Source organism: Nocardioides aestuarii (assembly GCF_039527245.1).
In the GTDB taxonomy this organism is placed as follows: Bacteria; Actinomycetota; Actinomycetes; order Propionibacteriales; family Nocardioidaceae; genus Nocardioides; species Nocardioides aestuarii.
The window spans coordinates 1,646,384-1,654,140 of the sequence record NZ_BAAAJT010000002.1 but is presented as its reverse complement, the minus strand read 5'-3'; the positions used below and the strand labels follow the sequence as shown (position 1 = coordinate 1,654,140).

Sequence of the window (7,757 nt, the reverse complement as noted above, 5' to 3'; positions counted from 1 at the left end):
CGTGGGTTGGTGACAGGCGAGTCGCGGACCAGTGACACGCCCGGCGTCACGGATCCACGACTCGGCCGTCACCAACCCACGACTCGACCGGGGCCTAGGGTTCTCCGCATGACCAGCGCCCTGCCTGCCCGTGACGCCCTCGAGGTGATCCGGCGGCACGAGGCGTGGGCGGTGATCCGGCGCAAGGCCGCCCCCACCGCGGGGCTGGTCGGGGGCAGCCGCAGCGAGGTCGCCTCGCTGATGGACATCCCCCTGGAGGACGGCCCGCCGGAGCCGGGGCGGTATGCCGACCGGCTGGTCGCCGTGCCGTTCCGCCAGGTCCGCGAGCGCGGCTTCGAGGCCGTCGACGACGGGACCCCGCTGGTCGTGGTCGACGTCGAGACCGAGCACGAGGTGGCCGTCGACGACCTGCTGACCGCGCTGCCCGACGTGCCGGTCGAGCTGGCCGACCGCGGCGGCTTCGAGACCGACGACGCGGCCTACGGCGAGGTCGTCGACCGGATCATCCGCGAGGAGATCGGGCAGGGCGAGGGCGCCAACCTCGTCATCGGACGCCACTTCCGCGCGGTCGTCGCCGACTGGGACGCCGAGCGTGCGCTGACGGTCTACCGACGGCTGCTCGAGCGCGAGCGCGGCGCCTACTGGACGTTCTGCTTCTTCACCGGCGACCGCTACCTGATCGGCGCCAGCCCGGAGCGCCACGTCAGCGTCCGGGCCGGCGACGTCCGGATGAACCCGATCTCCGGCACTTTCCGGGTCGGCCGCGACGCCGGTCCGGACCCGGACCCGGAAGCGCTGCAGCAACGGCTCCTGGACTTCCTCGCCGACGAGAAGGAGATCTACGAGCTCTTCATGGTCGTCGACGAGGAGCTGAAGATGATGTGCGACATCTGCTCCGAGGGCGGCCAGGTGCTCGGCCCCTACCTCAAGCCGATGACCCACCTCGTCCACACGGAATACCTCCTCGCCGGCCACAGCGACCGCGACCCCCGCGAGATCCTGCGCGACACCATGTTCGCCGCGACGGTGACCGGTTCGCCGGTCGAGAACGCCGTGCGCCTGATCGCCGAGTACGAGCCCGAGGGGCGCGGCTACTACGGCGCGGCGCTGGCGCTGTTCGGCCGCGACCCCGAGGGTCGGCCGACGATGGACAGCCCCATCCTGATCCGCACCGCCGACGTCGCGCCGACCGGGGAGCTGAAGGTGACGGCCGGGGCGACCCTGGTGCGCGACTCCGAGGCGGCGTACGAGGTCGCGGAGACGCACGCCAAGGCCAGCGGCGTGCTCGGCGCCTTCGGCCTGGTGCCGCCGCCACCGGTGCCGGCTCTCGACATCGCGGCCCTGGCCCGCGACGACGACGTCCTGGTCGCCCTCGGCTCGCGCAACCGGCGGCTCTCGACCTTCTGGCTCGCCGACCAGGCCGGCACCCGCCCCGACCCGCAGCTCGAGGGCAAGCACGTGCGGATCCTCGACGGCGAGGACGACTTCGTGAACATGCTGCGCCACGTCCTCGGCGTGATGGGGATGACCTCCGACGTCGTCCGGTACGACGCCTACGAGCCCGGCTGTCTCGATGGGGCCGACCTCGTGGTGGTCGGCCCCGGCCCCGGCGACCCGCGCGATGGCGACGACCCGAAGATGGCGACGCTGCGCGCCGCGGTCGGCCGCCTCCTCGAGCGCGAGCAGCCGTTCCTCGCCGTCTGCCTGGGCCACCAGGCGCTCTGCCACCACCTCGGGCTGTCGCTGGAGTTCAAGGACATCGTCTTCCAGGGCACCCAGTCGCCGGTCGAGATCGACGGGCGCACCGAGCGGGTCGGCTTCTACAACACGTTCGTGGCGCGGGTTCGCGGCGCGCTGCCCGACGGCGTGAGCGTCGAGGCCGACGAGAAGACCGGCGACGTCCACCTGGTGCGGGGCCCGCACTTCCGCGGGATCCAGTTCCACGCCGAGTCGATCCTGACCGAGCACGGCCACGACCTGCTCCACGAGCTGGTGCGCGACATCCTCGTCGAGGACTGAATTCCGCCCGTCGGGCAACCTTTCGTGATTCCCTCGCGTCTCACCGGTCGCAGGGGAGACACACAGGAGGGCTGATGGGCGTACGCACGTGTGCGGTGCTGCTCGCGGCGCTCCTGACCGCGGGCTGCGGGGGCTCCGTCGAGCCGGCGCGGCCCGCGGACCCGCCCCGCGTGGTCGCGCCGCCCGACCGGGGCGAGCCGCGTCCGGTGCGCCAGGCCCCCGATCCCGACGTCGTCCTCGTCGTCATGGACGACGTGCCCGCGTGGCTGGTCGACACGATGCCCGAGGTGCGGCGGATGGTCCGCGCCGGCGCCTCCTACGAGCAGGCGTTCGTGCCCGACTCGCTGTGCTGCGTGTCGCGTGCCAGCCTCCTCACCGGCCAGTACCCCCACCAGACCGGCGTGCGCACCAACACGGCCAACACCCCCAACCCGGTGGGGCCGGTCGGCGGCTGGGAGGCGTTCGAGGCCTACGGCAACCTCGAGCGGAGCGTCAACGTCGCCCTCCAGGAGGCGGGCTGGACGACCGGGTTCGTCGGGAAGTACCTCAACCAGTACGAGTACGTCCCCGGCGGCGAGGTCCCGCCGGTGCCGCCGGGGTGGACGTCGTGGCAGCCGGTCTTCGGGAGCGCCTATGACGGCTGGGACTTCGACGTCATGTCCGCTTCCTCCGGCGACGCGCTGCCGCTCGTCGAGCACGTCGACGCCCCGCCGGAGTGGGCGACCGACGAGGAGAAGGACGCGGCGTACGCCGGGAAGGTCATCGCCGACCGCGCCGTCGACTTCGTCCGCGACCACGAGGACGACCGGACGCCCTGGTTCCTGACGGTCGCGCCGTACGCCGCCCACTCGCGCGTCGGCCCGGTCGGCCACTACCCGGGCGACCCCGGGTTCCCGCCCGCGTTCCGCGACCGGCCGGCGCCCGGTCGCCCCGGCAACTGCGGCCTCGTCGACTGTCGCGACCTCTCCGTCGACGACCTGCCGGGCTGGGGCGACGACCAGGCCGACAACGCGCCCGTCGCCGCGGACGGCGGGACCGCCTACCAGTGGCGGCCGGACTCGACGCCCAACGCGACGTACGGGACGTCGGTGGTGCGCTCGCAGGCCCAGATGGTGCAGTCGATCGACCGGATGCTCCGGCGGCTGCGCGAGGCGGCCGGACCCGACACGTGGTTCGTGCTGATGTCCGACAACGGGATCCACGTCGGCCAGCACGGGCTCGGCGTCGGCAAGGGGACGGCGTTCGACACCGACATCCGGGTGCCGCTGGTCGTGACCGGCCCGTCGGTGCGGGCGGGGACGCGGACGTCGGTGGTCTCGACCCTCGACATCGCCCCGACGCTGGAGGACCTCGCCGGGTTGAGGTCACCCCGCTACCGCTCCGGCACCTCACTGCTGCCCGACCTCGTCGGCCGCCGACCCGACCGTCGACAGTTCGCCTTCGTCGAGCACACGTGGGCCTCGACCCTCGGCGTCGATCCCGACGCGTCCTACGCCGGCGGCACGATGGACGACATCCCCTCCTACGTCGCGGTGCGGTCGCGCGACGGGCTGCTCGTGCGCTACGACCTCGACCCCTCGGTCGAGGGGGTGGACCCGGCGCTGGAGCTCTACGACTACCGGCGCGTGGGGTGGGAGCGCCGCAACGTCGCCGCCGACCCGGCGGCGCGCGGCCTGCTCGGCCGGCTGTCGCGGCGGCTCGCGCTGTTCGACGCCTGTGCCGGGGTGACGGGCGACGAACCCGTCCCGCCGTCGTGCCGGTCCCTGTCGCGCTGACCGGCGCACGACCGATCGCTAGATTGTGCCGGTGGCTGCACCGGACGTCGTGGTCGTCGACCACCACGACTCCTACACCTGGAACCTGGTGCACCTCGTCGCGGGCGTGACCGGTGTGCTGCCGACCGTGGTGCAGCACGACGCCGTCTCGCCCGAGGAGGTGCTGCGCCACAGCCACGTCGTGCTCTCCCCGGGGCCGGGTCACCCGGCGGTCGCGGCCGACTTCGCCGTCGGCCGGGAGGTGCTGCTCGCCGGGTCGCGCCCGGTGCTGGGCGTCTGCCTCGGGATGCAGGGCATCGTGACGACCTTCGGTGGGACGGTCGACCGCGACGTCCCCGCCCACGGCCAGGTCTCGCGGATCAACCACGACGGCGCGGGCGTCTTCCGCGGCCTGCCGCAGCACTTCCGTGCCGTGCGCTACCACTCGCTCGCCGGGGTGGAGCTTCCCTCGTGCCTGGAGGCGACGGCGGCCTGCCCGGGCCCCGACCCCGAGGCGGCCTGGGCGCTGATGGGGGTGCGCCACACCTCGCTGCCGGTCGAGGGCGTCCAGTTCCACCCCGAGTCGGTGCTCTCCGAGCACGGCGCCGCACTGGTGGGGAACTTCCTGTCATGAGCGACCCGGTCTCCTTCTTCCGCGACGCCGCGGCCCGGCACCCGCGCTGCTTCTGGCTCGACGGCGGCGGGGCGCGCGAGTGGTCCGGCCGTCGCTCGATCATCGGCTGGCTCGAGGACGACGACGTGTCGCTGACCTACGACGCCGTACGCCGCGAGGTGACGCGCCACGTCCGCGGGACGTCGACCGTGGTCGGCGACGACCCCTTCGACGTGCTGGCCGACGAGCTGGCGGCCGGGTCCGCGGACGACCAGTGGTTCGGCTACCTCGGCTACGCCGCCCGCCCCGACCTCCCCGCCCACCCCGGCGGCCCCGTCCCCGACGCCGTCTGGATGCGCCCCTCGACCGTCCGGCTCTTCGACCACGAGCCCCCTCCGCAGGCGCCGAATGGTCGTTATCAGCAACCGGCACCCCCTCCTGGTCGCCGTTTGGTCACCAACGGAGGGCCCGCGCCCGCCAGTTATGTCACGGCGTTCGACCGGGTCCAGGAGCACCTCCACGCCGGCAACACCTACGAGGTGAACCTGACCCACCGCGAGCAGATCGAGTCCGACCTCGACCCGGTCGCGGCCTACCTCCGCCTCCGCGAGCTCAACCCCGCGCCCTACGCCGGCTTCCTGCAGCACGACGTCGAGGGTGCCTCCGCGTGGCTGCTCAGCTCGAGCCCCGAGCGCTATGCCCTCGTCACCGGGGAGCGGGCCCTGGAGACCAAGCCGATCAAGGGCACGACCCCGCGGGGCGCGACACCCGAGGAGGACGAGGCCCACCGGTTCGCGCTCGCGAGCGACCCCCGCTACCGCGCCGAGAACCTGATGGTCGCCGACCTGCTCCGCAACGACGTCTCGATGGTGAGCGAGCCCGGGACGGTCGAGGTGCCGGAGCTGATGGTGGTCGAGTCCTACGAGACCGTGCACCAGCTGGTGACGACCGTGCGCGGCCGGCTGCGCGACGACGTGACGACGATCGAGGCGCTGCGGGCGCTCTTCCCGGCTGGCTCGATGACCGGGGCGCCCAAGCTCCGCACGATGGAGGTCATCGTCGAGGTCGAGCCGACGCCGCGCTCGGCCTACTCGGGGGCGTTCGGCTGGATCGCCGCCGACGGCCGCGCCGACCTCGGCGTCGTCATCCGCAGCCTGATGACCGACGGAGACGGGACCTGGACGCTCGGCACCGGCGGCGGCATCACGGTCCACTCGGACGCGGAGAGCGAGTACGCCGAGGCGCAGCTCAAGGCCGAGCGGCTCCGCGCCGTCTTCGACTAGTCGGTCGCCGGCCGGCCCGGGATCCGCAGCTCCAGGCGGGCACCGCCGCCGGGGGCGGCGCCGGCGGTGACGACGCCCGAGTGGCGCGAGACGACCTGGGCGACGATCGCGAGCCCGAGGCCGGAGCCCGGCATCGCGCGCGACTCCTCCGAGCGCCAGAACCGGTCGAAGACGTGGGGCAGGTCGGCCTCGGCGATGCCGGGACCCTGGTCGTCGACGACGAGGACGCCGTCGGCGAGCCGCACCGTCACGGTCCCGTCGGCGGGGCTCCACTTCACCGCGTTGTCGAGCAGGTTGGTGATCGCCCGCTCGAGGGCGGCGGCGTCGCCGGTCACGAGCCAGCCGTCGAGCGAGACCTCGAAGGAGATCCCGCCGGCGCGGCGGCGTACGCGGGAGAGGGCGCGGTCGACGACGTCGCTGAGGTCGACCTCCTCCACGACCGGGGACAGCTGGTCGTCGCGCGCGAGCTCGACGAGGTCGCCGACGAGCTGGGTGAGCTCGGCGATCTGGGCGCGGACGTCGTCGATGAGCTCCGTGCGCGCCTCCTCCGGCAGGTCGGCGCCGGCCTGGGCGAGCAGGTCGAGGTTGGTGCGCAGCGACGTGAGCGGCGTGCGCAGCTCGTGGCCCGCGTCCGCGACCAGCTGCCGTTGCCGGTCCCGCGAGGCGGCGAGCGCCAGCAGCATCCCGTTGAACGCCGTGGCGAGTCGGGCGATCTCGTCGTCCCCCTCGACGGGCAGCGGGTGGAGGTCCTCGGTGCGGGCGATCTCCTCGACCTCGGAGGTGAGGCGGCGCACGGGACGCAGGCCGTTGCGCGCGACCAGCCAGCCGGCGGCCGCCGCGATGACGACGCCGGTCACCCCGAGCACCAGCATCACCGCGCCGAGCTTGGCCAGGGTCTGCTGCTGGGGCGCGAGGGACTGGGCGAGCATCACGGACTGCCCGGGCGTCTGTGCCGGGACCGCCACGACGCGGTAGTGGACCCCGTCGCTCGCGACGACGGTGCGGATGCTGATGTCCTTCACGCCGCTGGCGACGGCGTACTCCGGGGCGCCGAGGTTGATCTTCGAGTCCTGGTCGAAGGAGACGTAACGGGCGTCGGAGGTCATGTAGAGGATCTCGACGTCCGTCGCCTGCAGGGCCCAGGCCGGCACGCCCGAGTCGATCCGGATGCCGGCGGCGACCTTGTAGGCCCGCGAGATCAACGACTCGTCGAGCGTCGCCTGCATCTGCATCCGTGCGGTCAGGAAGGACGCGAAGGCGATCGCGGCGACCGCGATGCCGACGGCCATGGTCGTCAGGACGATGACGCGGCTGGCCAGGGACCGGCGGTAGTGCCAGCGGCTCTGCTCGCCGACCGGAGCGGCCGGCGGGATCATGCGCTCTTCAGGACGTAGCCGACGCCGCGCACGGTGTGGATCAGCCGCGCCTCGCCCTCGGCCTCGGTCTTGCGGCGCAGGTAGCCGACGTAGACCTCGAGCGAGTTGGCGGTCGTGGGGAAGTCGTAGCCCCAGACCTCCTCGAGGATGAACGAGCGCTCGAGGACGCGGCGGGGCCGGCGCAGGAACATCTCCAGCAGCGTGAACTCGGTCCGGGTCAGCTCGATCTGGCGGTCGCCGCGGCGGACCTCGCGGGTCGCCACGTCCATCGTCAGGTCGGCGAAGGAGAGGACCTCGTCCTCGGCCTCCTCCGGCACCACCCGGCGCAGCAGCGCCCGCAGCCGGGCGAGCAGCTCGGCGAGGGCGAAGGGCTTGGTGAGGTAGTCGTCCGCCCCGGCGTCGAGGCCCTCGACCCGGTCGCCGACCGCGTCGCGGGCGGTGAGGACGAGGATCGGGACGTCGTGGCCGGCCTGGCGCATCGCGCGCGTCGTCTCGAGCCCGTCGAGCCTCGGCATCATCACGTCCATGACGACGACGTCGGGGTGGCTGCCGCCGATCCCCGCCAGTGCCTCGGCCCCGTCGGCCGCCAGCGCCACGTCGTAGCCGTTGAACTCGAGCGAGCGCCGCAGCGACTCCCGCACCGCCTTGTCGTCGTCGACGACGAGGACGCGGGGACGGGGGGCGAGGCTCACGGGCCTACTCTGCCAGCCCT

Annotated in this window: 6 protein-coding genes; 4 read left to right on the top strand and 2 right to left on the bottom strand. The window is 73.3% G+C overall.

The window, feature by feature from the left end; translation table 11 throughout:
* Positions 1 to 108: 108 nt before the first annotated feature.
* From ABD091_RS08380 to ABD091_RS08365, 4 genes are all read left to right on the top strand, one after another.
* A complete protein-coding gene (locus ABD091_RS08380; protein WP_343917306.1) occupies positions 109 to 2,019 on the top strand; it encodes an anthranilate synthase family protein in 1,911 nt (636 codons plus the stop codon).
* 74 nt (positions 2,020 to 2,093) lie between these two features.
* Complete coding sequence (locus ABD091_RS08375) at positions 2,094 to 3,794, top strand: sulfatase-like hydrolase/transferase (RefSeq protein ID WP_343917304.1); 1,701 nt, start codon at positions 2,094 to 2,096, stop codon at positions 3,792 to 3,794.
* A 31-nt stretch (positions 3,795 to 3,825) separates the two neighbouring features.
* Positions 3,826 to 4,407: an anthranilate synthase component II gene (locus ABD091_RS08370; protein WP_343917302.1), complete on the top strand. Its 582-nt coding sequence runs from the start codon at positions 3,826 to 3,828 to the stop codon at positions 4,405 to 4,407.
* On the top strand, positions 4,404 to 5,669 hold the full coding sequence (locus tag ABD091_RS08365) for an anthranilate synthase component I family protein (protein WP_343917300.1): 1,266 nt from the start codon (positions 4,404 to 4,406) through the stop codon (positions 5,667 to 5,669). Before ABD091_RS08370 ends, ABD091_RS08365 begins: the two co-directional genes overlap by 4 nt.
* Here the strand turns inward: ABD091_RS08365 and ABD091_RS08360 are convergent.
* Entirely contained in the window at positions 5,666 to 7,045 is a 1,380-nt protein-coding gene (locus ABD091_RS08360; protein WP_343917298.1) for a HAMP domain-containing sensor histidine kinase, read from the bottom strand. The two genes, ABD091_RS08365 and ABD091_RS08360, sit on opposite strands and share 4 nt — an antisense overlap.
* Entirely contained in the window at positions 7,042 to 7,737 is a 696-nt protein-coding gene (locus tag ABD091_RS08355) for a response regulator transcription factor (protein ID WP_343917296.1), read from the bottom strand. Before ABD091_RS08355 ends, ABD091_RS08360 begins: the two co-directional genes overlap by 4 nt.
* Between the last annotated feature and the right edge of the window lie 20 nt (positions 7,738 to 7,757).

Coding starts and splice junctions, on each gene's coding strand:
- ABD091_RS08360 (WP_343917298.1), bottom strand. CDS start 7,045: ATGATCCCGCCGGCCGCTCCGGTCGGCGAGCAGAGCCGCTGGCACTAC.
- ABD091_RS08375 (WP_343917304.1), top strand. CDS start 2,094: ATGGGCGTACGCACGTGTGCGGTGCTGCTCGCGGCGCTCCTGACCGCG.
- ABD091_RS08380 (WP_343917306.1), top strand. CDS start 109: ATGACCAGCGCCCTGCCTGCCCGTGACGCCCTCGAGGTGATCCGGCGG.
- ABD091_RS08365 (WP_343917300.1), top strand. CDS start 4,404: ATGAGCGACCCGGTCTCCTTCTTCCGCGACGCCGCGGCCCGGCACCCG.